The sequence below is a fragment of the Virgibacillus subterraneus genome (assembly GCF_900110695.1).
GTDB lineage: Bacteria > Bacillota > Bacilli > Bacillales > Amphibacillaceae > Lentibacillus > Lentibacillus subterraneus.
Map to the genome: position 1 here is coordinate 451,021 of NZ_FOEH01000001.1, position 25,261 is coordinate 476,281.

Sequence of the window (25,261 nt, forward strand, 5' to 3'; positions counted from 1 at the left end):
TATTATGAAAGTAGATACACTTATTACTAACATCGGTCAGCTATTAACGATGGATAAAAAAGGACCTGTTAAAGGTAGTGACATGAATGACTTAACGGTAATGGAAGGGGCTGCCGTTGCGGTTAAAGATGGGAGAATTAAATGGATTGGGTCAGCAGAAAAAGCGGTGAACATTCAAGCAGATAAAACTATTGATGCAGACGGAAAACTTGTTACCCCAGGACTTGTCGAGCCTCATACCCATCTGGTTTTCGGCGGGTCCCGTGAAGAAGAAATGGCATTAAAACAGCAAGGTGTTCCTTATCTGGAAATTTTAAAGCAGGGAGGAGGCATTTTATCAACGGTAAATGCAACGCGGGATGCCTCATATAATGAGCTGCTGGAAAAGGCGCTATTTCATTTGGATCGAATGGCTATGCATGGAATAACTACGGTTGAGGCGAAAAGCGGCTATGGACTTGATAAACAGACAGAACTTAAGCAATTGCAAGTAACTAAGGAGGCAAATGTAAAACATCCGCTCGACATTGTTTCGACATTCCTGGGAGCTCATGCAATCCCACCCGAACACAAAGAAGATCCTGAAGCGTTTTTAAGTCTGATGAGTGAACTTTTTGACGAAATAAAAGAAAAGAACCTGGCAGAATTTATAGATATTTTTACCGAGACAGGCGTCTTTTCTGTTGAGCAGTCGCTCCGCTATTTGAAAAAGGCTAAAGAAAAGGGTTTTGGCTTAAAAATACATGCTGATGAAATTGATCAATTAGGCGGTACTGAGCTTGCTGTTGAAGTTGGAGCAATTAGCGGTGAGCATTTGGCAGTTGCGTCTGACAATGGAATAAAACAGTTAGCATCATCGAATACAATTGGTGTTATCCTTCCCGGAACTGTTTTTTATTTAGGAAAAGATACGTATCCGCGTGCAAGAAAAATGATTGATGAGGGAGCGGCTATCACTGTTTCTACGGACTTTAACCCGGGAAGCTCGGTAACAGAAAATCTGCAGTTAATTATGTCAATTGCAGCGTTAAAATTAAAGCTAACACCGGCTGAAATATGGCATGCCGTTACCGTAAATGCAGCACATGCAATTGGTCGGGGTTATGAAGCCGGAACAATCGCTACCGGTCGCAGGGGCGATATTGTCATATGGGATGCCCCTAATTATAAGTACATTCCGTATCACTACGGGGTCAATCATGCAAATACGGTACTTAAAAACGGTGAGATTTTATATAAAAGAGGGGAAATACGATGAGTTTACGTCATGTGAAACCAGCTGGTGAAGCAATTTTTAAGGATCGATATACAACAAAAGCTAAAGAATTATTAACGCCATGGCAAAAGGGGCTAATTTATGATTTTTCAGTTGTAGGTGTCCCATTATCCAAACCATCGATAAGTCATTCAGGAGCATCCCAGGCACCAGGCGCGATCCGGTCAGCATTACAAAGCTACACAACCTATTCCGCTGAGTCTGGAGTTGAATTAACTGATCCGATAATTGATTTTGGTGATATTTATATGGACCCGACGGATATCAAGGGCAACCAGCACCGTATATATGAGGGATTGTCAGATGTCTATGCAACTAATGCGGCAAATCACTGGATGATACTCGGTGGGGATCATTCCATCAGTTATTCATCAATCAAGGCACATGCCAAAAACAGGACAGTCGGCGTTATTCAGTTTGATGCACACCATGACTTGCGCAATACTAAAGACGGTGGCCCAACAAACGGAACACCATTTCGCCGCTTACTTGATGACAGCATTATAAACGGTGAAAATCTTGTCCAAATTGGAATTCGCGACTTTACCAATGCCAAAGCATACCAGGAATATGCTGATGCGAACGGGGTAACAGTTTATACAATGAACGATGTGCATCAAAATGGAATAAAAGCTATTTTGGAAGAAGAATTAGAAAGGCTTGCCGGAAAAGTGGATGAAATTTATATGTCAGTTGATATCGATGTTTTGGATCAGGCATTTGCGCCGGGATGCCCGGCAATTGGCCCGGGTGGCATGGACAGTAAAACACTACTGGAGGGGGTGTTATTTGCGTCTGAAAATAAAAAAGTCAACACAATGGATATCGTCGAAATTGACCCAACAATCGACTTTCGTAATATGACAAGCCGAGTTGCAGCATATGTCATGTTGAGTTTTATGAAAGGGAAGCAGATATAATATAAAAAGGAGCCTGTGTATTAGGCTCCTCAATCATATTATACTTTGCTTTCGCCGATATCTTCTATAGACACCCAGTCATCAGCCCAGTGCTGAATTTCTTGAATAACCGGTTCTAAGGCTTTGCCTTTTTCAGATAATGAATATTCTATTCGAACTGGAAATTCCGAGTATATATTGCGCTCAATTATGTCTTTTTGTTCCAGCAACTTCAGGCGATCAGAGAGTAATCTTCCACTAATTGGCAAATCAGCTTCCATTTCGGAAAAACGTTTTGTGCCTTCTAGCAATTCAAACAATATTAGACCAACCCAGCGTTTACTGATAATTTCCATTGCATTTTCAAAACGCGGACATAAATCACTCATGCAGATCACCTCTCTGACGAAATAATTTGATTACAAATAGTAACCTATTTATATAGTAACATATAACTGGGGTTGCGTAAATCGGACATGATTCGAAATACCTGTCTTTATCATTTGGTAATTATTTAGATTTGTGAAATAATAACGATACACGAAATACTATTTTTTTGGAGGTAAAAGTATGGTAGATCAACAAACAAAGGAAAAGTATGCTGAATTAGCTTTACGTACAGGGGTTAATTTGCAGGAAAATCAGGCGTTGATGATAAATGCGCCAATTGAAGGAGCCGATTTCACAAAAATTGTTGCTCGAAAAGCGTATGAAATGGGCGCAAAGAATGTACATATTAATTGGGTTGATGATGAATTAACCCTATTAAAATACGAAAATGCACCAGATGAAGTGATTGCCGATTTCCCTGAGTGGCGTGTCAAATTACATGATACGTTTGCTGAGGATGGGGCAGCGGTATTGTCAATTCGCTCAACAAATCCTGACTTACTGAAGGATATTGACTCATCACGTGTCGCTAAGGCAAACAAGGCAGCAGCACAAGCAATGACAAACTTCCGTAAATATACGATGAATGATCGAATCACATGGTCAATTATATCGATACCAACAGGTGACTGGGCTCAAAAAATCTTCCCTGATAAATCAAAGGATAAAGCAATTGAGAGTCTTTGGGAAGCGATAGTTAAAATCGTTCGCGTTGACCAGGATAATCCAATAGCTGCATGGGATGCACATAACGAAACACTGAAAACAGCACGTGAAATATTAAATAAGAAATCATATAAAAAACTTATTTATAAAGCTCCGGGGACTGATTTGGAACTGGAACTTCCAGAAGGGCATATCTGGAAAGGCGGATCTGCAGTGTCTGAACAGGGCACTACTTTTAACCCAAACATGCCAACAGAAGAAGTGTTCTCCCTGCCACATAAATATGGTGTAAATGGAACAGTTTCAAGTACTAAACCATTGAATCATGGTGGAAGCTTGATTGATAATTTCAGTCTGACGTTTAAAGACGGAAAAGTTGTTGATTACAAAGCAGAACAAGGTGAAGACACACTTAAACATTTGTTGGATACAGATGAGGGTGCGCGTCGATTGGGTGAAGTTGCACTTGTGCCACATGAGTCACCAGTTTCACAATCAGGCCTGATCTTTTACAACACGCTGTTTGATGAGAATGCATCTTGTCACATCGCTTTAGGAAAAGCATACCCTACAAATCTTAAGGGTGGAGCTGAAATGAACGACGAGCAGCTTGATAAACATGGTGTAAATGATAGTTTAACACACGTTGATTTCATGATTGGTTCAGAAGAGCTTGATATTGATGGCGTGTTGGAAGATGGCACAACAGAACCTGTGTTCCGCAACGGAACATGGGCATTGAATATTAAAGGTTGATAAGTAGATTAGGAGGAGTTGGCTGTTGTGCCAATTTCTCCTCTTTTTATTGACAAAAATCTTAAATGCGATACAGATTAAGAGTAATCGATTCGTAGTATTTAGTTTGGCTCCCTGACCCTCGCAGCTGGACTATACTGGCTTTCACCGCTCCGGATACAAAGGAGACATCTGCCCAAGCTTAAGCTTTCGCAGTTTTTTCTTAGCCGTGAGCTCACCACGAGCATCCGACGCGTAGGACGTGCTATTGCAGACGTTGCCACAGGAAGTGGCGTGTTTAGTCTGCCTCGCTCGCAAAAAAGCTCGCTGTCTCACAGGAGTCTCGCATATTCCAACTGCTGGTTTTAAAGTTTAAAATCCTGTTTTTAATTATCACAATACAACATTTGTTAATATTTAGGACAAAGTGAGCACAATCCAACCAGGAAATTCACGGAGACTCCTTCCGGGAATAGCAACAGCTGAAGATCCCGCAGGAAGCGATTTTTTGCTTCCGAGGAAGCTGAAGCGTTGCCCGCGGAAAGAGGAGTGTATTTCCGGAGTGGTGTCCCCGCACTCAAGTATTTTTTTACATTACGTAGCAGTTTCTATCAACACAATCGTTTCCCGAGCATTAAAAGTGGCATGTAAAATATAAAATTTATATGCTACTTTTTGTACTTTAGGTTCGATTGTAGTAGTGAATCATAGTCGGGAGACAGCGCTACTCAAGCAAGGTTATTTTTCACTAGTACTGCCTTAATTTTCGTATAATCATATCCTTCTGGCAACGATTCTTTTAGGGCCTTAAGTTTGGGCTCATCCATTTCATTATGGGCCTGCATGACTGTTTCTTCTTCATCACTGTTAAAAAATATTTCCCATGCGATTGGATATCCATCTTTAAATGCTTTAAAAACGTGGCCTTCAATCGTTTGCTTGGATAATTCCCGGATAACAGCGATATCCTTTATCAGTTTACCAGCTTGAAACATGGTATAACTAATAATGTGACTTGGACGGTCATCAGCCTGTTTAGTCTTTTTGGGAGCAGTAGACCCGCCCCCGGATATTGGCACAGCTTTTGTCACGTTTGGATTGTCACGGCGCCATTCCTGAACAACAGCAAGAAAGTCAGCACCAAATTGGTCATATTTCTTTTCACCGACACCTTTAATGGAAAGCATATCTTCCTTTGTTTCCGGAAAATAACGGCTTAGTTCTTTTAATGTTGCATCTGAAAACAGTACGTACGGTGGAACGCCTCTCTCGTCAGCCATTTTTTTACGTAATTCTCGCAGCAAAGTAAACAATTCTTCCTGATAATCTGCTTCTTCACCAGCTGGAATCGGCGCTGTGTACATCCATACAGTTCGACTTCCTTTTAAGACATCAACCGAGTTCTGATTTAATTTTATTGTTGGGAATTTACCTTCTTCGGTTGCGAGTAATTGTTCAGCAATTAAAAAATGAATCCATTCGGTTAATTCTTTTTCTGTGTAGGCAGATAATATTCCATAGGTTGAAATCTTATTCAACTGAAAGTCATTTATTTTTTTATCCTTCGATCCTTTTAAAACTTTGGCAGTCATTCCGACGCCAAAACGTTCACCCATTCGCTTTACACAGGACAGAATCATTTGTGCTTCTTCCGTTATATCAGTCCGTTCCTGTCGGTGAAGACAATTACTGCAGCGACCACAAGTTTGGTTCGAGGGATTGTCATTAAAATAATCAAGAATAAAAGATGTTAAACAGCTATGTGTATGGCAATAGTTAATCATTGCCTGTAGCTTGCGGTATTCACTCTGTTTTGCATCATCATCCATGAGTGATTGTTCGATGAGGAATTTTTGCAGCTGAATATCTTGCGGAGAGAATAGCAGAATACAATCACTATGCTCTCCGTCACGACCAGCTCTTCCTGCTTCCTGGTAGTACGATTCTATTGTCATCGGCATCGCGTAATGGATTACAAAGCGCACATTGGATTTGTCGATACCCATCCCAAACGCATTTGTGGCAATCATGATTGTTTTTTCATCATGGATAAATGCGGCTTGTGCCTCTTTGCGCTCGGTTTCAGATAATCCAGCATGATATTTAGCCACTGAAATACCTCTTTTGGTTAATTGATCATATAATGCATCTGTCTGTTTTCGTGTAGCTGCATAAATGATTCCAGATTCATTTTGATGTTCGTCCAAAAAAGATCGAATATAAGTCGGTTTATCCTTACCTTTAACGATATGGAACGACAAATTTTCCCGTTCAAACCCCGTGTTAACAACATGTTCACTTTCTATATTTAATAACGACTGAATATCTGAAATAACCTCTTCAGTCGCAGTTGCGGTTAAACCAATCATTACCGGTATATTAGATAATCGTTTTAAATTGGAAACGATCGAGCGATAACTTGGTCTGAAGTCATGTCCCCATTGCGAAATACAATGTGCCTCATCAAAAGCAATTAACGCTAACTCAATTCGTTTTATAACAGATACGAAAAAAGAAGATTCGAAGCGCTCTGGTGCAACATAAACGAATTTATAACGACCTGCTTCGGTATCTTTCAGACGAGTCTGTTGTTCACTCGCAGAAAGTGAACTATTTATGTAAGTTGCAGCAATTCCCAGTGACTGAAGTGCATCCACCTGATCCTTCATGAGTGAAATTAGTGGTGAAATAATAATAGCTGTTCCATCCAGTGTTAGACCAGGAATCTGGTAGCATAACGACTTACCACCACCAGTTGGCATAACAGCTAATGTATTTTGTTTTGAAGTAATCTTATCAATTGTTTGTTTTTGTCCAGGCCGGAATGTTTCATAGCCAAAATATGTTTGCAGGACTTTTTCTTCTTCAATCATCATGTTTATTCCCCTTTGCTTAATTTATATTAACATATTTTTCGTTGTAAAAAAGAGCTAACAAACCGACAAAGATTGACAAAAAACGGGAAGTGACAGGCACCAAAAAAAAGGCACCAAAAAAGAGCTAACATTTTGTTAGCTCTTAGCTTGAGTAGGAGGGTGCTAGGGTGCCTTTGAAAAGGTATCCGATTATCCCACCGATTATTGCTGGAACGAGCCATCCTAGTCCAAGTTCGAAAAATGGAAGAAATTCCATAGCAGTTGTAATAGCTGGCATTTGTACTCCAAACGCAGCCAGGCCATCGTACAATGAGATAATCCCTGTTAATAGGATCGATCCACGATATACCGCTTTAGATTGATTAAATAATTTTTGTGTATAGGTGAGTAAAATAAGAACGATAGCAATTGGATAAATAAACACAAGTACTGGAACAGAGATACTGATGATAGTGTTCAATCCCTGGTTTGCGGTCAAGAAACTGACTACCGTTACGAGCAGAATGATCCAATTGTAGGAAAAGCGAGTTATTTTTGTGAAAAATTGACCACATGCGACAACAAGCCCCACCGATGTAGTGAAACATGCTAAGGATACGATAATTCCAAGCAGTAAAGCACCAAAGCTGCCAAACATAACATTCGCTGCACTTGATAAAATATCACCGCCGTTAGTATAGTTTCCATCAGCTGCCATCTTGGCACCAATCCAGCCAATAGAACCATATACGGTTACAAGTCCAATTCCAGTGACAATTCCTGCTTTTAACGTAGATTTCACAAGTTCTTTCTGTGATGAAATACCGCGCTCCTTGAATGCATTAACAACGATAATACCAAATGCTAAGGCACCAATTGCATCCATCGTCAGATAACCTTCAACAAAGCCGGCAAAGAAGGGTGATGCTGCATATTTTTCTGTAGGTCCAGCAAATGTGCTGTCTAATAATAAGAACCCGCCGACACATAAAGCTATAATAGCAATTAATAAAATAGGTGTTAAATACTGTCCAATTCGGTCAACCATTTTGGATGGATTCCGGCTAACAATATATACTAATACAAAGAAAATAGTAGTAAATAGAAATAAAGACAGCGTTGAAGCGTTAGTGAAGGGTTCGACACTCATTTCATATGCTACGGTTGAAGCACGTGGAATTCCGAAGAATGGTCCAATTGCTAAATAAACAACAGATATGAAAATAAGTCCAAACATAGGGTGGACGCGATCAGCTAGTTCTCTTGCATCATTATTTACAAACGAAATAGCGGTTACAGCAAGTATCGGTAAGCCAACTCCAGTTATAACAAATCCGGCAATGGCCGCCCAATAGGATGTACCAGATTCAATCCCTAGTGTTGGTGGGTATATTAGATTTCCAGCTCCAAAAAATAATGCAAATAACATAAATCCTATGATAAAAGTGTCTTTATTCATATTTTTCGTTCCTTTCTGCTATGATCTTGTTGGTAATGGATGCAAAAAAACTATTAAATTACGTAATAATCAAAAAAATATTGTGGTGAAAAATTCGAAAAATAGTTTAAAGCAAAATAATTCTAACAAGGTAGATAACCACTGTCAATGTTTTATATGAGTGAGTTCTTACATTTCTGTGAAACCTAATTTGTATAATTTGAATTGTAATATCGCAAGCTCTCGAATTAAAATTGTTTACATTCAATCGTTACCCATTTAGAATAACTTATTATTGACTTTGTTAGCAGTAAGAAAGTATAAATACTTTCTTAACTGCATAAGTGCAACTAAAGCTTAACTATATTAAGGCTTGCACTCCAAAGTATAAGGGGTTCTACGAAAGCAAAGTAAGCTTTCATAAGCAAAATCTAAGTTAGGGGGTCTGATATGGTTGCATCTATACTTTCTGAAATAATGCTTATAGGTCTTTTAGGGATTGGGTCTCAATGGGTTGCATGGCGCTATCGAATGCCAGCAATTGTAGTAATGTCCATTACTGGCTTATTGGTAGGTCCAGTATTTGGATTCATGAATCCTGAACAAGACTTTGGAGATTTATATAAACCAATTATTTCTGTAGCTGTAGCAATTATCCTGTTCGAGGGAAGTTTGAACTTGAGCTTCAAGGAAATTCGAGGACTGGGACGACCGGTATTTCGAATTTCAACTGCCGGAGCATTTATTGCTTGGATTCTTGGGTCGTTGACTGCTCATTATATTGCCGGCTTGTCGTGGGCTGTTGCATTTGTTATTGGCGGTTTGTTCATTGTGACAGGTCCGACTGTTATTATGCCATTGCTGCGCCAGTCAAAACTGAAGCCAAGGCCTGCAAAAATCCTGAAATGGGAAGGCATTATTGTTGATCCAATTGGTGCACTGCTCGCAGTGTTTGCCTTTGAAATTATTGCCTTTCTGACTTCGACTAATCCTGATGGTTCAGCGCTGCTATTATTCTTCGCAGCATCTGTATTTGCTGCAATATTAGGTTGGGCATGTGGCCGTGGAATGGGTTGGATGTTCGAAACGGGAAATATTCCGGAGTTTTTAAAATCACCGGCTGTGTTTATCGTCGTTATATTTTGTTTTACATTAGCTGATGAGGTTATGCATGAGACAGGATTACTCGCTGTAACAGCTATGGGTATGACCCTGGCGAATATTGGAATAAGTTCAGTCGCAGACATGCGTCACTTTAAGGAAAACATTTCGATATTATTAATTTCCGCAATTTTTATTATGCTTACCGCTTCATTACAAGTAGAAACGTTACTGAAAGTATTCGATCCACACATTATCGGATATGTGATATTAATGATGTTCGTAGTTCGTCCAATATCAATTTTCCTATCAACAATTGGCACAGATTTATCATTAAATGAAAAATTACTGCTCGGCTGGATTGCTCCAAGAGGAATTGTTGCACTGACAGTTTCTAGTTATTTTGCTTCTATTTTGGGTGGGGCAGGATATGAGGATGCGTCCCTTATTACGACACTCACATTTGCATTAGTATTTTTCACCGTTGTAGCACATGGGTTCACAATACGTTGGACGGCCAGAAAGCTCCATCTTTCAATGGAGGGAAGGCCTGGTACGTTAATTGTGGGTAGTAATAAGTTTACGATAAATCTCGCTAAATCACTTAAAGAACAGAAAGCACCAGTCCTTATTGTGGATTCATCATGGGAACGGTTAAGATTGGCCCGTGAAGCGGGAATAGCATTTTATCATGGAGAAATGCTGTCAGAGCAAACGGAATATCATTTAGATACAATCCCTTATGATTACTTAATTGCAGCAACTGATTTCCACTCGTATAATGCACTTGTTTGTACAACGTTTATACCAGAATATGGTCGCACGAATGTATTTAAAATCAGTCCTTATAATCTGGTAGATAGCGATGTGAACAGCACTGTTGATAAGGTGGGTGGAAGAATACTGTTTAAAGAGGATGTATCAAAAGAGGAATTAACGAATAAAATCTCAAGCCATTATAAATTTCGGCAGACCGCAATTACCGATCAATATAAATATAAACAATATTTAGAGGAAAAAGAAGATGAGACAATTCTCCTGTATATCATTAAGCCATCTGGTCAAATTAAGTTTTACTCAGAAGAAATGAGAGTGACACCAGAAAACGGAGATATAGTAGTCAGTCTGACCCCACCAGTAAAAGAAATCAAAAAAATACGCGAACGACTCGAAAATCAACGCGACGGAAACGGAAAGTAGTAGTGGTGGTGCCTGTCACTTCCCGTTTTATGTCGAATAATATTAACTAAAAAACAGGGCTGTCAGTAGACAGCCCTGTTTGCTTAATTTATTTCTTCCAACTTACGATTAAACTCAGCTAATTGTTTCTCTATTTGAATCAGTTGCTTTTCACCCTTCGAAGTATTTACTCCGAAAGATGTTGCTTTTTCAAGATCCCCTTGAATACGGATATAGTCTGACTTCAATTCTGCGATTTCCGCTTCAATTTCTTTTTTAGTCATGAATATCACTCCCCATTATCAGTTTAGCTGAAATGGTCTTTACAAAACAAGAAATTAAATTAGTATTATTTATATCAAAGGAGGCTCTTAATATGGATGTGAAGTTTGAACCATCTCTTGAAAATTATAAAGATAATGTTGAGTCGCTGCTGCTGGAAAGAGAAGCATCAAATAATCTAATGCTCGGGATTCTCGACCGGCTTACCAATGATAGCGATTCCTATAAAAAAGGATTTCATTTAGGCTTAGTCGAAGTAGATGGCGAACCAATATATGCATTTATGCAGACTTCAACGAATAACTGGATACTTGCTGACATTGACTATGTACATAATAATGTTATTCGTAAGGTCGCAGCATTTCTTTGTGAGAGTAGAGTGAGTGTTCCTGGAGTATTGGGTCCGACTAAGGAAGCGGGAATTTTTAGGAATGAATGGGAAAGCCTGACGCAAACACAGGCAACTATCAAGATGAGGCAATTAATATATCAGCTTGATCAAGTGAATACATTTCCAGAGATAGAAGGGCAGTTGCGTGAAGCTAAACCCCAAGACCGTCCTCTCGTTAAAAATTGGCTAATCCAATTTGGTGTAGCAGCAAGTGAAAATATCTCTGAGGATGATGCTGATCAAATGGCTCAATCGTTTATATACAATCGGACGCTTTATTTCTGGGTGGTAGAGGGTATTCCTGTTTCCATGGTTAATCGGTCAAGAAAAACGAAGAATGGTGCAACACTGAATGCAGTCTTTACCCCAGATGAATGGAAAAGAAATGGATATGCAACTGCCGCTGTAGCGAAATTAACAGAAAAACTGCTAGAAGATGGCTTTCAGTTTTGCAGTTTATACACGGATTTAGCCAATTCAACTTCTAACCGTATTTATAAAAAGATAGGCTATTATGAAGTAGGCTCCTCAATTGTATATAATTTTAACACTAGGCTCTGACACCGCCCGCGGAAATAGATTTCGCTTTCTGCGGGCTGCTGGCGAGCCTCCTCGTGCTGCGCACTGCGGCTCTCGCCGATGCCTTTCCTCCCGCAGGAGTCTCCATGTAATCCTCCGCCTAAAAAAAGTAGCAAGGGGTTTATTCCATGCTACTTTTTACATAAACAATCCTAATTAAATTAATGCATCATCCTGATTAACTTTTGAATCCTGATATGTTTTATAAAAGTGAACAATGATGGTTTTTACTACTGCATAGAACGGTACTGCAAAAAGGATTCCCAGAAAACCTGCAATGCTTCCAGCAGCTAGGATTAAGGTGATAACAGTTAATGGATGCAGTTTTAGTGCACGTCCCATCACATTTGGTGACACAAAGTTACCTTCGATTTGTTGTGCAATAATCATTACAACTACTACCCATACTGCCACCATAGGGTCCTGAAAAAAGCCAACGATAATAGCCGGGATAACAGCAAGAAACGGTCCGAGAAATGGAATAACACACATAATCATACCAAATAACGCCAAGGTTAACGCATATTCCAGATTAATTATTAAATACCCTATAAATAGTAAAACACCAATACAAAAGCTGACAATTAACTGACCTTGAATATAAGAAGTTAATGCGTCATCGATTTTGTGCATTAACGCACGAATGTTTTCAGCCTTCTTCTTTTCAAAGATTTGCGTCATAAATGGTGCGAATCTTTCGCCATCTTTTAACATGAAAAACAAGAAGAACGGTACAAGCACTAATGCAAAAACAAATCCAATTAGCTGACCGACAAAACCAAATATAAATGACATCGCAGACTCAATGTGTGATTGCAAGTTTGACATAAAATCATTAATGGTGTTATTCACTTCTGGAGGTATCAGATTTTGGTTGGCCTGCCAGTATGTTATGATATCCTCAGCGCCAGAAACCATTTTAGGTATATTATCAATCAGATTTGAGAATTGTTTTTGGGCAATTGGTACAATATAAGTAGAAATTAAAAATCCAAGTAAAATTAAGAGCAGAAATACAATGATTATGGAAAACACACGATTAATTTTGTATTTCTCTAAAAAATGCATGACAGGTTTTGTTAAATAAAAGAGGATACCAGCGCCTACAATAGGTACAGCTACGGCGCCCATATATTTAAAGATAGGATCGAAAATAAAATCGGTGACAGAAATAAGTAAGATTAATAGAAAGATAAGTATAAACATAGTTAATATTTGAAACCAACGTTTGTCGAGCACCATAATCACAACTTTCTTTTTAAATTTCATTATTCTCTATTCTAACTGTTTATGGCAATAATAGGAAGCTTACTTCACTATTTTCACCTGAAGCGGATCCGAATAAACGTAAACTTTCATAGAGAAATAGAATATGGGCACAAAGTATGCTAGAATTTGAGCAAATGTATTCGTTAAAGAGGGGGATTACACCTTATGGATAATTGGAAAACAGCATATGAAAAATGGAGAACGTTTCAGCATCTTGAACCATCATTAAAAAAAGAACTGGAAGATATTAAAGATAATAAATCGCTAGAAGATGCGTTTTATAAAGAATTAACTTTTGGTACTGGTGGTATGCGCGGGTTACTGGGTCCTGGCATCAACCGCATGAATATTTATACAGTTCGAAAAGCCGTGAATGGACTTGTTAATTACTTAAAAGTAAATTGTGTGAACGTTAGAGACCGAGGTGTAGTTGTCTCCTATGACTCCAGGTATATGTCTAAAGAATTTGCACTGGAAACAGCGAAAGTGCTTGGTGATTTTGGCATAAAGGCGCATGTATTTAATACATTGCACCCGACACCAGTTCTGTCATTTGCTGTGCGCTACCTCGGAGCAGTCGCTGGAGTAATGATCACCGCTAGTCACAACCCGCCTGAATATAATGGGTTTAAAGTTTACAATGAGGATGGGGGACAAATTACTCCTGAGGAAGCAAGTGACATCACTGCTGCAATACAAAAAGCAGATGATGAATTGACTATTCCGTACATGGAAGAGAGTGAGCTAAAGGAAAGAGAGTTACTTTCATGGATTGGCAGTGAAATTGATAATGCTTATTTGGAATGCTTAGAGCAAATTTCCAATTTAAATGCGGATGAGCGTAACCAGGATAAAGAGTTGCAAATCGTATTCACTCCCTTACATGGAACAGCTTATGATTTAGTGATGAAAGGTCTGCAGCAATTAAACTTTAATCAGGTGGAAGTTGTGAAAGCACAAGCTGTACCAGATCCGGAATTTTCAACTGTTGAGTCACCTAACCCGGAGGAACATCAAGCATTTAGTATGGCAATTGAGCTTGGGAAACAATCGGGTGCGGATATTCTAATCGGTACAGATCCTGATGCAGACCGACTAGGTGTTGCTGTCAGAGATGATGCTGGTGAATATAATGTTCTAACCGGAAACCAATTGGGTTCATTATTGTTAGACTATATTCTTTCACATAGTGAACAGGCGTTACTTGCGAATGGACGTATGTTAAAAACAATTGTTACTTCAGAACTAGGTCGGAAAATTGCAGATTATTATGGCGTGAAGACAATTGATACATTAACCGGATTTAAATTTATCGGTGAAAAAATTCGCCAATTCGATGCAACAGGTGAAACATTTGTATTCGGTTATGAAGAGAGTTACGGCTATTTGATAAGTAGTTTTGCACGCGATAAAGACGCTGTCCAGGCAGCGGTACACGCAAGTGAAATGGCTTATTTTTGGAAAAAACAAGGAAAAACGCTGCATGCTGCGTTAGATGAACTCTATGAAAGACACGGGTATTACTTGGAAGGGATGTCTTCTTTAACATTTAAAGGAAAAGAGGGTTCCGAAAAAATCGCTGCTATTATGAAAACCATTCGAAAAGAGCCGCTTACTGAAATAGCAGGTTTACAAGTTCAGCAAATCGAGGACTATGATTCTGGCGAGCGGACAATATTAGGAAGTGAGCAATCGATTGAACAAATTGATCTGCCACAAGAAAACGTGGTCAAATATAAGCTAGAAAAAGATAGCTGGGTCTGTTTACGACCATCTGGAACTGAACCGAAAATTAAATGTTACTTTGGTGTATGCGGTTCTAGTAAACAGGAAAGCGATGGTCGCCTGGCTGCATTGAAGACACATATGGATGAAGTAATAGATCAGATTTAAGAATACTTTTTGCCAAAAAGGGTATTGTATAAGAAACAATATATGTAATGGTAAAGTAGATAACGAATCTAATAGTTGACATTTAGCGAAGGAAAAGGTTTAATTTAAGTAACATAATATTCCTAAAGGGGAGTAGCTGGACAATTATAGCCGTCATTTCGAGATAGTATCTCCGGCTTAATTGGCAACGTGCGTTGTTAGCGAGACCTTTACCATTAACGGGGTAAGGGTCTTTTGTAATTGGTTCTTACCTGTTGGTGAGGACCATTTTTTTGAGGAGAGATTTAATTGGATATACAGCTATTAATCGAGTATTTATGGGTATTAGTAATATTAATCGGTCTTGAGGGTCTCTTGGCTGCGGATAATGCATTAGTGTTAGCAATAATGGTGAAACATTTACCACCCAAAAAACGTAAAAAAGCATTATTTTACGGACTTGCAGGGGCATTTGTTTTACGATTTGGCTCATTATTTATTATCTCGTTTCTAGTTGATGTATGGCAAGTACAAGCTTTAGGCGCAGCATACCTGCTATTCATTTCCATCAAGCATTTATATGACAAGCTATGGTCTGAAAAGGAAGAAAAGAAACCGAAAGAAGAAGGCAGTGGGTTCTGGATGACAGTTGTAAAGGTAGAATTTGCCGACCTGGCATTTGCGGTAGATTCTATTCTGGCAGCGGTAGCACTTGCAGTTGCTTTACCACCAACAGGTTGGACAAACGTAGGTAGTCTTGACGGTGGACAGTTTGCAGTAGTGCTTGCCGGTGGTATGATTGGTCTGATCATTATGCGATTCGCTGCAAATGTATTTGTTGAATTACTGAATAAACGGCCTGGACTTGAAATAGCCGCATTTGTAATTGTCGGTTGGGTAGGTGTGAAACTAGCATTAATTGTATTTGCACATCCTGACATTGCTTGGATTCCACACGACTTCCCGCATTCTACAATATGGAAACTGATTTTCTACGCAGTGTTAGTTGCTATTGCAGCTAGCGGCTGGTTTATGTCAGGTAAGAAAGAGGTAGAAGAAAAGGAGTAAATTCATAAAGGAGTATTTCAATGCCTGTACAAATGAAGCGAATTTATGAAAAAGTTGAAACAAGTGATGGTGTGCGTGTGTTGGTAGACCGCGTCTGGCCACGGGGTATGTCAAAAGAGGATGCTCATCTGGATCATTGGATGAAGGAAGTTGGACCATCGAATGATTTGCGTAAATGGTTTGGACATGACCCTGATAAATATGATGCATTCAAAAAGAAATATAAAGAAGAACTCAAGAACGGTGACCAGCAGGAAGAACTCCAAAAACTAAAAGAACTAACAAAACAGTATAACAAAAATCTGACATTATTATTTGCGGCAAAAGATGAACAATTTAATCAGGCACGCGTTCTAAAAGAAATACTGGACCGGCAGTAAGCGAAAATCCTCACTATTAGTTTAGTGGGGATTTGTGGATCTTAAGACAGTATGAGATACTTTCTTATTACATAAGTGCAATTAAGGCTTTTGCTATTAGTGACCTGGCGACAAGTTTTTTAGTTAAATTTATGTAAATTTTATCGCTTATTCCCAGTAAATGTGTTATTTTATAAGGAAAATAAATGCTGGAGGGGCAGATATGAAGAAAAAACGCTCACTGATTGAAATTTTAGGTGCATCGCTTAAGCTTGGACTTACTTCGTTCGGTGGCCCGGTCGCACACCTAGGTTATTTTAAAGAAGAATACATAGATAAACGAAAATGGATTGATGACAAAACCTATGCAGATATAATTGCTTTATGTCAATTTCTTCCTGGCCCTGCAAGTAGTCAAGTAGGGATTGCAATCGGCATGCTGCGTGGCGGTTTCTTAGGTGGTGTAGTCTCGTGGCTGGGATTTACAATACCATCTGTTATTGTGCTTGTAATGTTTGCGCTATTATATCAGACTTTTTCATTGGAAGGTGCTGCTTGGATTGGGAGTTTGAAAATTGTAGCGGTCGCAGTTGTCGCCCATGCTGTGATTGGTCTCGGTAAAAAGTTAACACCAGATCAACCGAGAATAGCAGTGGCATTAATTGCAGCAATGGTTATGCTGTTGTTTCCGTCAGCAATTGTACAAATCTCAGTGATTATTGGTGCGGCAATTTTAGGGTATTTTCTTTTTTCGAAACATGCTGATTCAAAGGTGCAGCCTTTTCCCGTTTCAATTACAAAAAAACAAGGTATTATTTCAATAGCGATTTTAGTTTTATTATTAATCTTTTTACCAATTCTTTCGCAAACTGCTTCAAACATATATATTTCTATATTTGATACATTCTTCCGTGTTGGAGCTATCGTTTTTGGTGGGGGTCATGTTGTACTACCATTGCTGGAGCAGGAAGTCGTTCCGAATGGCCTATTATCAAGTAGTGAATTCTTGGCAGGGTACGGTATGGCTCAAGCGGTTCCAGGACCTTTATTTACATTCGCAAGTTATTTAGGAACGATGATTAGTGGGGTTGCCGGTGCTATTGTTGCAACGGTTGCTATCTTTTTGCCGTCATTCCTATTAATTGTTGGTGCACTTCCTTTTTTAAGTGAATTACGTAAACGTTCAAGTTTTCAAGGGATCCTAACTGGTGTCAATGCAAGTGTGGTTGGAATTTTACTTGCAGCACTCTATGATCCAGTTTTTACGAGTTCGATCAATAACGGAGCTGACTTCGGACTTGCCGCAATCCTATTTGGGCTGCTCCATTTCTGGAAAACACCTGCGTGGCTAATCGTAATTATTGGTGTTATAGTTGGAACTGGTATAAGTTATATTCTTTAAACTTGAGGTGATTTGATGGCTGAGCATCATTTTCAATTAAAAGCAGACTGGCCTGGTGGACGGAATAGTACAGGATCTATTGAAGCCGGGAACCTACAAACGAAAGTATCAATTCCACCCGAAATGGATGGTCCTGGAATAGGTACGAACCCCGACGAGATGCTGTTAGGTGCAGCTGCAACGTGCTATCTGATTACATTAGCGGCTATGATTGAGCGTACCAAACTTCCATTAAAGGAAATGGGACTTGAATCAGAAGGCATTGTTGACGTGACAAATGGCATCATTACTTATAAAAAAATCATCCACAAGCCAACAGTTGCACTACAGGAAAATGCAGCGGAAACGGATTATAAGAAACTGCATAAGCTGGTTGAAAAAGCAGAAACAAGCTGTATGATTTCACGTGCACTAAAAGGAAATGTTGAAATAGAATTACAAGCAGATATAACGTAGCAAGGTCGCATTTTGTGGCCTTGTTATTTTTTTGTTTCGATAACACTAGTAATTCATCTCTTGACAATTTATTCCGTACAATTGTATAGTATTAAAACATACTATTTTGATAGGAATAATATATATTAATGTGTATCGTTTTTCTATGCGCCATCATATAATGATGCTACAAGCATAAAGAACAATAAACACAAAAAGGATAAAGGATAAAGGAGGAATTATCGTGGACTTAGCATATATTTTAGTGAATATCGCGGCATTAGCAGCAATCATTGGACTACTTATTTACATGCAAAAGAAACATTTTTCATTTAGTAAACGTGTGTTCACAGGTTTGGGACTTGGTATCGTATTAGGTGCGATTTTACAGGCTGTATACGGTGCAGGTTCGGAAGTGTTATCACAGACAACCGAGTGGTATAACATTGTAGGCAGGGGATATATTAGCTTATTAATGATGATTGTCGTACCTCTGGTTATGGTCTCAATTATTCAATCGATAATTAATTTGGAAAAAGGTTCAGAACTTGGGAAAATGGCAGGTTGGATTATTGGTATCTTAGTGGGAACCGCAATGATAGCAGCACTTGTAGGGATAGGAAGTGCCGCAATATTTGACTTAAATGCTAGTGAAATTGAGGCAGGTCAAGCAGAAAACGATCGAGGAACTATGCTGGAATCAAGATTAGGTGATATAGAGGATCTATCTACACCTGAAAAAATTCTAAGCTTTATCCCGTCAAACATATTCCTGGATATGACGCAGCAACGATCTACATCCGTAATCGCAGTTGTGATATTCTCGATAATTATTGGTATCGCCGTTCTCGGTTTACGGAGAAAAAATCCGGAACAAGCAGAAATGTTTACGAAAATAATGAACTCGATATATGCAGTGGTTATGCGAATTGTAACGTTGGTTTTACGGTTAACACCATTTGGTATTCTCGCGTTAATGGCAAATACAGTAGCCAACACAGATGTTGCTGGAATTATGGAGCTTGGGAAGTTTGTTATTGCTTCGTATGTGGCATTAGCTGTCATGTTTATCATCCATCTTGTTATGGTAGGCGTATTCGGTTTGAATCCAATGACATACTTGAGAAAAGTGTTGCCAGTACTTGGCTTTGCATTTACTTCACGCTCAAGTGCTGGGACAATTCCGCTAAATATTCAAGCGCAACGAAACTCACTTGGTGTTGATTCTGGGATTGCCAATATGTCTGCATCCTTTGGTGCTACGATTGGGCAAAATGGTTGTGCAGGAATCTACCCAGCCATGTTAGCTGTTATGATTGCACCATCAGTTGGAATCGATCCGTTTACACCAGGATTTATCACGCAATTAGTGCTAATCATAGGTATTAGTTCATTTGGAGTAGCAGGTGTAGGTGGTGGCGCAACATTCGCCGCATTAATAGTACTATCATCAATGGGTCTGCCGGTCGCATTAGCCGGACTATTAATTTCAATTGAAGCACTAATCGACATGGGTCGTACCGCATTGAATGTAAATGATTCGATGCTTTCAGGTACCTTAACATCACGTATAATGAAAAAATTAAACCTGAAAACCTTTAACGATAAAACAGCAATCGAACAAGAAACATCACTATAATTTTAAAAATAGTCGTTCCAGACTGGGGGCGACTATTTTTATTGCTTCAGAAGGGTCTTAACTCGAGCGAGCTGGAGTCAAAGTCGAGCGACAACACGTCAAACTCGAGCGAACCAGAGCCAAACTCGAGCGACGAGCGACAACACATCAAACTCGAGCGACAACACACCAAACTCGAGCGACAACACATCAAACTCGAGCGACAACACATCAAAGTCGAGCGACAACACGTCAAACTCGAGCGAGCCAGAGCCAAACTCGAGCGACAGCACCCCAAACTCGAGCGATCCAACACTCCAACCAAGATTACCTCTCCACAAGCCCCAAGATTTTATCCATTACTTGCGTTTTACCCACTTCAAAATAACCATCGAACGGGCATCCGTCCCTCTTCACACGTTCAACAACATTAGCAATTGTAAACGAATCAGGCGTGAGTCCTTCCCTAACTTCTTCCCAAAATAATGGTGCTGAAACTGTTGCATCATCTCTTTTCCGTGGTGAATATGGGGCAATTAATGTTTTGTCTTTGCCATGCTGTAAATAATCAATATACAGGCGGTCTCCTCTGTTTTTCTTGAGTCGTTCAGTAGTAAATAAATCAGGGTGTTCCTTTTCAATTGTCCAGGCGATTGCTTGGGTGAAAACCCCTGTCTGATCATACGTCATGCTTTCGTTCGGGATAGGAATGTGTATTTGCAGCCCTTTTCCGCCAGATGTTTTAACAAATGAAACTAATTCAAGGTTATCAAGCAATTGTTTCAGTATATTGGCAGCCTTAATAGCTAGTGGAAATGCCTCTCTGTCAGGTGGATCCAAGTCGAAAGCTATTTCCGTTGGGGTGTCATTGTCAGCCGATTGAAATGGAATATGAAATTCGACTGCTCCATGATTAGCAAACCACAATAATGAATTCAATGAATCACAAATAAAGAACTCCTCATCCTCAATATAGACACTTTTAATGAAGGATGGTGCGTAATCGGGTAGATGTTTTTGAAAAAAATATTCCTTATGTACTCCATCAGGACAGCGAATAACTGTTAAACGTCGATCTTTGAGAAAAGGCAGCATGTAAGGAGAAATTTCCCGTATGTAAACAAGTAAATCACCTTTTGTCATATCAGCCTGTGGCCAGAAAATTTTATCTGTATTTGTAAGTTCAACTATATTAGGAGGTAATGTGATATCGAGCTTTAATTTATTTAATGTGCAATCGGTGGCTTCCATACTTGGCAGTATCTGATTAAACTCGGGCTCTCGTAACTCACTTTTAAATAAGTCTAACGTATTAATCTCAGCACATATTGCAGGTGGCAGTCTGAATCCATCACCTTCTTTTGCCCCATTTGAGCGAAATATATCTTTCAAAGTATTAGATTCCTCGTCATCCAGCCCATGCTTGCATTTGCCAATAGAAAGAACTTCATCATGATCAAAAACACAAACAGTAAAATAGTCATTTTTAGTATTATAAAAAGTTAAAAACCCATTAATTTTACGCCAGTTTTTGATTTTAAACCAATCGTTATGCTTCTTTTTATCTCCGTATACGCTATTCAAACGCTTAGCGACTATGCCTTCACTTTTATAGTCAAATACCTTCGCCCACAATTCATCTGCATCATTTGTAAAAGGTACATAACGTAACAGGCTCTCAAACTGTCCCTTGTCAAAAATGACAGCAAGCTTTTTTTTACGTTCAGCAAACTCTTCGTTGACTAGTGATTCACCCTCATATTCCAGTAAATCAAACGCCATAAAGCTTGCTGGACGAGTTGCAGCAGCATTTTCGATTGGTTCTTTATTTTTAAGACGTCCACGCTTTTGAATCCAGGAAAAATTGGCCTGGTATTCATTATTCAAAACAACCAATTCACCATCAACTCGGAGTGGAAGGGAATCCTCAATTGACGATTGCTTGGCCAGGCAAGCCATAATGATCTCTGGAAAATTTGCAGTAAGATCTGTATCGTTCCTGCTTATTAAACGGATAGTCTCTTTCTCCCAATGAAGAACACAGCGAAATCCATCATACTTTACTTCATAAACCCACTCAGTCCCGGTCGGAATTTGCTCACTGGCATTTGGCTTCATTATATTCACGGCTAACACACTCCTTTATATTAATGTTGCTCATACAATAGAAAAATATCAAAAGGATAAAAAAAATCTATGGCGGTACACTATGGTAAAAAGGGAGGTTATGATAATGCACACGATGTGGAAGGGAACCATCAGCTTCGGACTTGTGAACATCCCTGTAAAGATGCATGCTGCGACTGAAAATAAAGACGTGAAATTACGACAGCTTCATAAAGAATGTCAATCTCCGATAAAGTATGAACGTACATGTCCAGTATGTGACCGAGAGATTGAAAATGATGAAATTGTAAAAGCGTATGAATATGCCAAAAACAAATTTGTTGTTCTGGATGATGAAGAGCTGGAAAACTTAAAGAAGGAACAGGCTGATAAGGCCGTAGAAATTGTTGACTTTGTAAAATTAGAAGAAATAGACCCAATTTATTTTGAAAAAAGTTATTTCCTATCACCGAGTGAAGGTGGAGGCAAGGCATACAGTCTGCTGCGTTCTGCACTTGAGGACACAGGGAAAATCGGAATTGCTAAAATGATTATACGCTCAAAAGAACAACTAGCGGTTATCCGTATTTATCAGAACACACTTGTAGTGGAAACAATACATTTTCCAGATGAAGTTCGTAATGTCCAGGACGTGCCAAATGTTCCAGAAGAAGCCGATACACCAAAGAAAGAGCTGGATACGGCCAAAATGCTAATTGATCAATTAACGACAACCTTTGATCCAGAAAAATATAAAGATGAATACCGTTCCGCTTTATTAGATCTAATCGAGGAAAAGAAAAATCAGGAAGAAGTTACAACTGCAAAAGACAAGCCGAAGCCTGAGAAAGCAACAAATCTAATGGACGCACTACAGGCTTCTCTCGATCGTACTCAAGATAATGATAAGAAAAAGGCAAAAGAAAAGACAAAAAAGAAACCAGAACAAAAGACAAAAACGTCAACACAAAAGAAAAAGGCGGCTAAATAAAATGAGCATGTCACCTATCCTATAAGGAAGGGGCATGTTCCTTTTTTAGCAGTTATGATGGATACTTTCTTACTGCATAAGTAGTCCAACTATTTCACTCACCCCATTTAGGCTTTCACTCCAAAATATAAGGGGTCTTAGATGGCAAAATACGCTTTCATAAGAGTCCCGTTAACAATGCGAAGTTTTCTAACACTTATATTTCATTTTTTCATTCCGTTTACAATTCAATAACAACCTCAATAAATCGCTGGTATACTATCGTATTTCTGTTTGGAATCGGGTATAAGATTTATAGGGTTGGATGATTATGAACGTAAAAGGGATGAGAAGCATGGAACGAAATGCATTTTTTGATAACGCGAAAGTATTTTTAATTTTCCTCGTCGTATTTGGCCATATGATACAGCCATTTACGGATGGATCACGGGAAATGAGTTCATTTTATTTATGGATTTACACTTTTCATATGCCAGCATTTATTTTCCTGGCAGGTTTTTTTGCAAAAGGATCAGGGAACAAGAAATATATATTAAATTTAGCTAAAAAATTATTAGTGCCATATGTTATTTTTCAGGTTCTATATACAGTTTATTACTTTTTCATTGGCAAAGAAGGCTGGCAGACGGGTGTGTTCTACCCGCACTGGTCATTATGGTTCCTGTTTAGTTTATTCAGCTGGCACATATTGCTGTATTGGTTTAAAAAGATTCCAGCAGTACTAAGCGTAATCACTGCTATAAGTATTGGCTTAGCAGTTGGCTATTTTGGAGAAATTGGACACACATTTAGTTTATCTCGCACATTCGTATTTTTCCCATTTTTCTTGTTGGGTTACTGGCTAACGCAGAATCATGTAATGTGGATAAAGCATAAGAGTGCGAAGATAGCATCAATTGCAATTATGGCAACAGTAGCAGTAGCTATATATATTGCGCCTGATTTTAATTCAGGGTGGCTGCTTGCTTCCAAATCATACAGTGATTTAGGTCAGCCAGAGTTTGGCTTGTTTGCACGATTACTCGTATATCTTATGTCAGCTATTATGGCAATCAGCGTATTAGCATGGATTCCTAAAGCTCACAATAAATTCACGAAGTTGGGCACAAGAACATTATATGTCTATCTGTTGCACGGGTTTTTTATTCAATTTTTCAGGCAAGCAGGATTATTTGAGATAAATAACATACTGGATTTAGTAGGTTTGGCTGCTATTTCGGCAACAATTGTTCTTGTTTTATCTAGCAAACCAATCCAAGTAGTAAGTCAGCCAATTATTGAGGGAAACATTTCAAAATTGAAAAGGCTGTTTAGTCGACGGGAAAATAAAGATCACCACCATCATGCTTAAAACAAAGTATATGGGAAAGGGAAGGTGAATAGAGATGAAAGTATGTGTATTTGGAGCAAGTGGCTACACAGGCGCTTCTATATATCAATTGCTAAAAGATACTCGTGATTTTGAAGTGGTTGGCACATTCCTAAGAGAACCGACCATGTTTGATGATTTATATAAACTGGATATTAATCAGCCAGAGTCATTTTCTGATTTCTTTAAAAAAGCACAACCTGATGTAGTGGTATGGTCAGTGATGAGTGGGCCAAATGAACATGAACTGGTAGATCAAGGGCTTATGCACTTAATAACGCATCTCACACCACAAACAAAATTAGTTTACATTTCATCAGATTTTGTATTTGCAGAAGGTAAAGGCTCATATAATGAAGATGATCCAATGTCAAAATTGCCCGATGACCATTTGCTGGCTAATTATGCTAATGCAAAAGTAAAGGCAGAACGCTTTATCACGAAAGAACTGTCCAATTATGCTATATTGCGCGCTGGGCCGATTTATGGTGAGAATAAAATAGGTAAACTTGACGAACGAACCGATAAATTATCTTATCATCTTCGGTCAGATAAACGAATTGCTTTTCGGGATGATTTAATTCGCACGTTTGTTTATGTTGATGACCTGGCAAATGTGGTTGTTGAATTGGTTCAAAATGAAGTTACAGGTGTATATCATGTTGGGCCGAACAAGAGTCAAAGCCTCTATGAATTCATGCGGCAAAAGGCAGAGGAATTTGGCTACGATATGAATCTTGTTGAAAAGGAATCAGAGGAAGAGGTAGTGAATCAGGAAGTACCGAAAAATACTTCACTCAATACCAAAAAAATTAAAAAAATAACGAAACAAAAATTTCATTAAAACGTATACTATAATACCCCCTTTAATTAATTTATAAATAAAGCAACCCACCATTATGAAATGGTGGGTTGTTTACTTGGCAGTTAATAAATATAAATTCTTTCTTACTGCATAAGTGCAACTAAGGCTTATCTATA

Annotated in this window: 21 protein-coding genes; 14 read left to right on the forward strand and 7 right to left on the reverse strand. The window is 38.8% G+C overall.

What is annotated here, in order from left to right:
* Window positions 1–4 precede the first annotated feature (4 nt).
* Complete coding sequence (hutI, locus tag BMY13_RS02215; protein WP_092502192.1) at window positions 5–1,258, forward strand: imidazolonepropionase; 1,254 nt, start codon at window positions 5–7, stop codon at window positions 1,256–1,258.
* Window positions 1,255–2,196: a formimidoylglutamase gene (gene hutG / locus BMY13_RS02220; protein ID WP_092502194.1), complete on the forward strand. Its 942-nt coding sequence runs from the start codon at window positions 1,255–1,257 to the stop codon at window positions 2,194–2,196. The genes hutI and hutG overlap by 4 nt, the downstream gene beginning before the upstream one ends.
* Window positions 2,197–2,234: 38 nt before the next feature.
* On the opposite strand, the gene BMY13_RS02225 is transcribed toward hutG, so the two are convergent.
* Entirely contained in the window at window positions 2,235–2,564 is a 330-nt protein-coding gene (locus BMY13_RS02225) for a winged helix-turn-helix transcriptional regulator (RefSeq protein ID WP_092491390.1), read from the reverse strand.
* 181 nt (window positions 2,565–2,745) lie between these two features.
* On the opposite strand from BMY13_RS02225, the gene BMY13_RS02230 reads away from it, so the two are divergent.
* A complete protein-coding gene (locus BMY13_RS02230) occupies window positions 2,746–3,987 on the forward strand; it encodes an aminopeptidase (protein ID WP_092502196.1) in 1,242 nt (413 codons plus the stop codon).
* Between the two features lie 707 nt (window positions 3,988–4,694).
* Here the strand turns inward: BMY13_RS02230 and recQ are convergent.
* Window positions 4,695–6,842, reverse strand: coding sequence for a DNA helicase RecQ (gene recQ / locus BMY13_RS02235; RefSeq protein ID WP_092502198.1), 2,148 nt, complete (start codon window positions 6,840–6,842; stop codon window positions 4,695–4,697).
* A 142-nt stretch (window positions 6,843–6,984) separates the two neighbouring features.
* Window positions 6,985–8,280, reverse strand: a complete 1,296-nt coding sequence (brnQ, locus tag BMY13_RS02240) for a branched-chain amino acid transport system II carrier protein (protein WP_092502201.1) — start codon at window positions 8,278–8,280, stop codon at window positions 6,985–6,987.
* Between the two features lie 429 nt (window positions 8,281–8,709).
* Between brnQ and BMY13_RS02245 the strand changes: the two genes are divergently transcribed.
* Window positions 8,710–10,560, forward strand: a complete 1,851-nt coding sequence (locus BMY13_RS02245) for a cation:proton antiporter (RefSeq protein WP_092502203.1) — start codon at window positions 8,710–8,712, stop codon at window positions 10,558–10,560.
* 83 nt (window positions 10,561–10,643) lie between these two features.
* Here BMY13_RS02245 and BMY13_RS02250 read toward each other — a convergent pair whose 3' ends face one another.
* Complete coding sequence (locus BMY13_RS02250) at window positions 10,644–10,823, reverse strand: SE1832 family protein (RefSeq protein ID WP_092491395.1); 180 nt, start codon at window positions 10,821–10,823, stop codon at window positions 10,644–10,646.
* Window positions 10,824–10,915: 92 nt separating this feature from the next.
* On the opposite strand from BMY13_RS02250, the gene BMY13_RS02255 reads away from it, so the two are divergent.
* The gene (locus BMY13_RS02255; RefSeq protein WP_175476690.1) at window positions 10,916–11,773 is read left to right on the forward strand and encodes a GNAT family N-acetyltransferase; all 858 of its coding nucleotides are present in this window, start codon (window positions 10,916–10,918) and stop codon (window positions 11,771–11,773) included.
* Between the two features lie 174 nt (window positions 11,774–11,947).
* On the opposite strand, the gene BMY13_RS02260 is transcribed toward BMY13_RS02255, so the two are convergent.
* Complete coding sequence (locus BMY13_RS02260) at window positions 11,948–13,060, reverse strand: AI-2E family transporter (RefSeq protein ID WP_245735977.1); 1,113 nt, start codon at window positions 13,058–13,060, stop codon at window positions 11,948–11,950.
* 165 nt (window positions 13,061–13,225) lie between these two features.
* Between BMY13_RS02260 and BMY13_RS02265 the strand changes: the two genes are divergently transcribed.
* The 6 genes from BMY13_RS02265 to BMY13_RS02290 all read left to right on the forward strand — a co-directional run bounded on the left by BMY13_RS02265 (window position 13,226) and on the right by BMY13_RS02290 (window position 19,835).
* Window positions 13,226–14,953: a phospho-sugar mutase gene (locus tag BMY13_RS02265; RefSeq protein ID WP_092502207.1), complete on the forward strand. Its 1,728-nt coding sequence runs from the start codon at window positions 13,226–13,228 to the stop codon at window positions 14,951–14,953.
* A gap of 288 nt (window positions 14,954–15,241) precedes the next feature.
* On the forward strand, window positions 15,242–16,000 hold the full coding sequence (locus BMY13_RS02270; protein WP_092502209.1) for a TerC family protein: 759 nt from the start codon (window positions 15,242–15,244) through the stop codon (window positions 15,998–16,000).
* Between the two features lie 20 nt (window positions 16,001–16,020).
* On the forward strand, window positions 16,021–16,380 hold the full coding sequence (locus BMY13_RS02275) for a DUF488 domain-containing protein (protein ID WP_092502211.1): 360 nt from the start codon (window positions 16,021–16,023) through the stop codon (window positions 16,378–16,380).
* Between the two features lie 202 nt (window positions 16,381–16,582).
* Window positions 16,583–17,761, forward strand: coding sequence for a chromate transporter (locus BMY13_RS02280; protein WP_092502213.1), 1,179 nt, complete (start codon window positions 16,583–16,585; stop codon window positions 17,759–17,761).
* A 15-nt stretch (window positions 17,762–17,776) separates the two neighbouring features.
* On the forward strand, window positions 17,777–18,217 hold the full coding sequence (locus BMY13_RS02285; protein ID WP_092491401.1) for an OsmC family protein: 441 nt from the start codon (window positions 17,777–17,779) through the stop codon (window positions 18,215–18,217).
* A 223-nt stretch (window positions 18,218–18,440) separates the two neighbouring features.
* Window positions 18,441–19,835, forward strand: coding sequence for an L-cystine transporter (locus tag BMY13_RS02290; protein WP_092491402.1), 1,395 nt, complete (start codon window positions 18,441–18,443; stop codon window positions 19,833–19,835).
* 98 nt (window positions 19,836–19,933) lie between these two features.
* Here BMY13_RS02290 and BMY13_RS19125 read toward each other — a convergent pair whose 3' ends face one another.
* Both BMY13_RS19125 and BMY13_RS02295 read right to left on the reverse strand, forming a co-directional pair.
* Window positions 19,934–20,155: a hypothetical protein gene (locus tag BMY13_RS19125; RefSeq protein ID WP_139184782.1), complete on the reverse strand. Its 222-nt coding sequence runs from the start codon at window positions 20,153–20,155 to the stop codon at window positions 19,934–19,936.
* Window positions 20,142–21,932 (reverse strand): DNA ligase D, encoded by a 1,791-nt coding sequence (locus tag BMY13_RS02295; protein WP_245736045.1) that lies wholly within the window; start codon window positions 21,930–21,932, stop codon window positions 20,142–20,144. Before BMY13_RS02295 ends, BMY13_RS19125 begins: the two co-directional genes overlap by 14 nt.
* A 115-nt stretch (window positions 21,933–22,047) precedes the next feature.
* Between BMY13_RS02295 and ku the strand changes: the two genes are divergently transcribed.
* The 3 genes from ku to BMY13_RS02310 all read left to right on the forward strand — a co-directional run bounded on the left by ku (window position 22,048) and on the right by BMY13_RS02310 (window position 25,124).
* Window positions 22,048–22,911 carry a non-homologous end joining protein Ku gene (ku, locus tag BMY13_RS02300; protein ID WP_092502217.1) on the forward strand — a complete coding sequence of 288 codons (864 nt, stop codon included), beginning with the start codon at window positions 22,048–22,050 and terminating at the stop codon, window positions 22,909–22,911.
* Window positions 22,912–23,245: 334 nt separating this feature from the next.
* A complete protein-coding gene (locus tag BMY13_RS02305) occupies window positions 23,246–24,262 on the forward strand; it encodes an acyltransferase family protein (protein WP_092502219.1) in 1,017 nt (338 codons plus the stop codon).
* 34 nt (window positions 24,263–24,296) lie between these two features.
* On the forward strand, window positions 24,297–25,124 hold the full coding sequence (locus BMY13_RS02310; protein ID WP_092502221.1) for a sugar nucleotide-binding protein: 828 nt from the start codon (window positions 24,297–24,299) through the stop codon (window positions 25,122–25,124).
* Window positions 25,125–25,261: the final 137 nt, after the last annotated feature.

Excerpts from the sequence above, each read along its gene's own strand:
- hutI (WP_092502192.1), top strand. The coding sequence starts at position 5 with ATGAAAGTAGATACACTTATTACTAACATCGGTCAGCTATTAACGATG.
- hutG (WP_092502194.1), top strand. The coding sequence starts at position 1,255 with ATGAGTTTACGTCATGTGAAACCAGCTGGTGAAGCAATTTTTAAGGAT.
- BMY13_RS02225 (WP_092491390.1), bottom strand. The coding sequence starts at position 2,564 with ATGAGTGATTTATGTCCGCGTTTTGAAAATGCAATGGAAATTATCAGT.
- BMY13_RS02230 (WP_092502196.1), top strand. The coding sequence starts at position 2,746 with ATGGTAGATCAACAAACAAAGGAAAAGTATGCTGAATTAGCTTTACGT.
- recQ (WP_092502198.1), bottom strand. The coding sequence starts at position 6,842 with ATGATGATTGAAGAAGAAAAAGTCCTGCAAACATATTTTGGCTATGAA.
- brnQ (WP_092502201.1), bottom strand. The coding sequence starts at position 8,280 with ATGAATAAAGACACTTTTATCATAGGATTTATGTTATTTGCATTATTT.
- BMY13_RS02245 (WP_092502203.1), top strand. The coding sequence starts at position 8,710 with ATGGTTGCATCTATACTTTCTGAAATAATGCTTATAGGTCTTTTAGGG.
- BMY13_RS02250 (WP_092491395.1), bottom strand. The coding sequence starts at position 10,823 with ATGACTAAAAAAGAAATTGAAGCGGAAATCGCAGAATTGAAGTCAGAC.
- BMY13_RS02255 (WP_175476690.1), top strand. The coding sequence starts at position 10,916 with ATGGATGTGAAGTTTGAACCATCTCTTGAAAATTATAAAGATAATGTT.
- BMY13_RS02260 (WP_245735977.1), bottom strand. The coding sequence starts at position 13,060 with ATGAAATTTAAAAAGAAAGTTGTGATTATGGTGCTCGACAAACGTTGG.
- BMY13_RS02265 (WP_092502207.1), top strand. The coding sequence starts at position 13,226 with ATGGATAATTGGAAAACAGCATATGAAAAATGGAGAACGTTTCAGCAT.
- BMY13_RS02275 (WP_092502211.1), top strand. The coding sequence starts at position 16,021 with ATGCCTGTACAAATGAAGCGAATTTATGAAAAAGTTGAAACAAGTGAT.
- BMY13_RS02280 (WP_092502213.1), top strand. The coding sequence starts at position 16,583 with ATGAAGAAAAAACGCTCACTGATTGAAATTTTAGGTGCATCGCTTAAG.
- BMY13_RS02285 (WP_092491401.1), top strand. The coding sequence starts at position 17,777 with ATGGCTGAGCATCATTTTCAATTAAAAGCAGACTGGCCTGGTGGACGG.
- BMY13_RS02295 (WP_245736045.1), bottom strand. The coding sequence starts at position 21,932 with ATGAAGCCAAATGCCAGTGAGCAAATTCCGACCGGGACTGAGTGGGTT.
- ku (WP_092502217.1), top strand. The coding sequence starts at position 22,048 with ATGCACACGATGTGGAAGGGAACCATCAGCTTCGGACTTGTGAACATC.
- BMY13_RS02305 (WP_092502219.1), top strand. The coding sequence starts at position 23,246 with ATGGAACGAAATGCATTTTTTGATAACGCGAAAGTATTTTTAATTTTC.
- BMY13_RS02310 (WP_092502221.1), top strand. The coding sequence starts at position 24,297 with ATGAAAGTATGTGTATTTGGAGCAAGTGGCTACACAGGCGCTTCTATA.